General features: G+C 32.1%; 4 protein-coding genes. All 4 read left to right on the forward strand.

From position 1 onward, the window contains the following. Positions 1-608: 608 nt before the first annotated feature. Complete coding sequence (locus tag JI65_RS16775) at positions 609-1127, forward strand: C39 family peptidase (RefSeq protein WP_191018311.1); 519 nt, start codon at positions 609-611, stop codon at positions 1125-1127. Between the two features lie 31 nt (positions 1128-1158). Beyond that, positions 1159-1545, forward strand: coding sequence for a hypothetical protein (locus JI65_RS16780; protein WP_191018312.1), 387 nt, complete (start codon positions 1159-1161; stop codon positions 1543-1545). Positions 1546-1635: 90 nt separating this feature from the next. Continuing rightward, positions 1636-1773, forward strand: a complete 138-nt coding sequence (locus JI65_RS16785; protein WP_242457288.1) for a hypothetical protein — start codon at positions 1636-1638, stop codon at positions 1771-1773. 246 nt (positions 1774-2019) lie between these two features. Beyond that, the coding region (locus JI65_RS17210; RefSeq protein ID WP_207106108.1) for a hypothetical protein at positions 2020-2213 on the forward strand (194 nt) is incomplete at its 3' end.

Consider the following 2213-nt stretch of genomic DNA (forward strand, 5'->3'; position numbering starts at 1 on the left):
AAAAATTCAGAGAAAAAATGCACAAAAATGCCAGAAATATTTTTTTCATTTTATTACCCTACCTCCAGTGGTGTGTCAACGTTCAGGAAAGTATAATCCAAAACTTGATTTTTGAGTGAATGTGTTGTATTTTCTACCTAAGATGTTGACGGATATGTGCGGAATTTAAGACAAGGACGGCATTTTGATATTTGATACAGATGTTCTTATTTGGTTTTTGCGTGGAAATGAAAATGCACAGAAAAAAAATTCTTGCTGAATCACCGTTTAAAATTTCTGCTACTACATATATGGAACTCGTCCAAGGCATGAAGAACAAACATGAACTTCACGCCCTAAAAAAACTTATGAAGAATCTTGTGTTGAACTCATTCAAATCGACAGCGAAATTTCTGCAAAAGCAGTTTCGGAATTGCAGTTAGACATTTTTAGACCGTAAAAGTTTTTTGCTATTTTTTAGAGACAAAAATGACAAAAAGAAAAATCTTACTAAATACTATTTTAATATTCATCGTGTTTTCCGCTATATTTTTACTTTGTTTTGGCAGGGCAATACCTTCGTTTGTTCCAAAAGGAAACGGCCTTTTTATGATTCATGTTATTTAAAAATGGACAAAAATCTTTTTTACCGGCAGATGGTGAATAATTGCTGTCCTTATTCTGTAATGGCCGTTATAAACATTTTGCGTAATGAAGAAAAAGAGCCTGAAACTCTTGCAAAGCAAATGAAGTGGCGGATTTATAAAAATCTTACATTTCCTCAGGGCGCAGTGAACCAATTGCATGAAAACGGACTCAAAACAAAAGAATATGTTTTAAAAGCTAAATCCGACCAAGATAAAATTAACTGGATAAAAGAAACCGTTTCTCAACAGAAGCCGATTATTTGCCTTATAAAAATTCATCACGTTCTTCATTATGTAACGATTCTTGGCTACGATAAAAACGGTTTTATGCTTTACGATTCCATGCAAGAAAAAAATCCAGAAAATCAACGTAAAACAATCATTGACAATAAATGCAAGGAAGGAAATCGGTATTACACTTACGATGAATTCCTGCAATTATGGAATTCCGGCGGTTACAAACAGTTCTTCAAAAACTGGGCAATAGTTTGTAGTTTATAGAAAAGCACAGCCGACAGTGTGGCAGACGCACTTGGGTGCAGTTTTTGGAATAAAAATGGTAAAAATAAAAACGATAAAAAAAATTGTCATTTTTCTCTTTATTTTGCTTTTTTCATTCATTATATTATTTTTTCTTTATTGGAATATTGGAAATGGGTATGTAAATCATGAACTAAAAAAATACGGGAAACAGATTATAGAAAAAATAGATAATTATAAGAATATTAACGGAAAAACCCCAGATTCTTTTATTGATTTAGGATTAGCTCCTAATGAGATGTGGGGTGGAATTGGCACTGAGTACAAGGGCATTGATTTCTGGTATGATAGAATTTCAGATAATGATTATGACCTTTATTTTGGATTATCTCTCGGAGAAGCTCTGTATTATCACTCTTCTACAAAAGAATGGGAATAAAAAATCAGGTAAAGAACTGTTTTTTTGTATTTCTCAATTTTAAAGTAAAAAAAGCAAAATATGCTATAATTATCTTAATGGAGGTCTATCATGGTTGCAGAAGCTCTAAGAGAAAAAGTCATGGATTATTTTGCGGTTCTTGATGATGAACAGGCTCAGATGGTCATCTCATATATAGAAACAATAGATTCCCTCAAAAAAAGAAGCAGAAAAGCATTGCGGACTTAAAAGGCAAAATTCATTTTGCTGATGGTTATGACTACAAAGCTATGAGATGTGCTCAATGATTCTTGTAGATACTTCTGTACTGATAAATTTCTTCCGAGGTAGAGAAACTACAGGAACAAAATGTCTGGAAAGATTAATCAACGACGAACAACCATTTTGTATCAATGAATTTATTTATCAAGAACTCTTGCAATGTTCAAAAGCCGACAACGTGGTAAACCCCCACTTGAGGCACATAGGTAAAAAATGAAAAAAATCGGAATAAGTATCATAATATCTCTATTGTTGCAATTTCTTTCTGCTCAGGATTCATCTTTTATACCTTTAACGACTAAAGTTACAGAAGCCAGTAAAGAATATATTTGCTCAATTTTGCAATCATACGAAACTTATAAAGAATATAAAATTCAAACATTAGAAAATGAAATAATATTAAAATC

The organism is Treponema zioleckii, assembly GCF_014737315.1.
Classification (GTDB): Bacteria; Spirochaetota; Spirochaetia; order Treponematales; family Treponemataceae; genus Treponema_D; species Treponema_D zioleckii.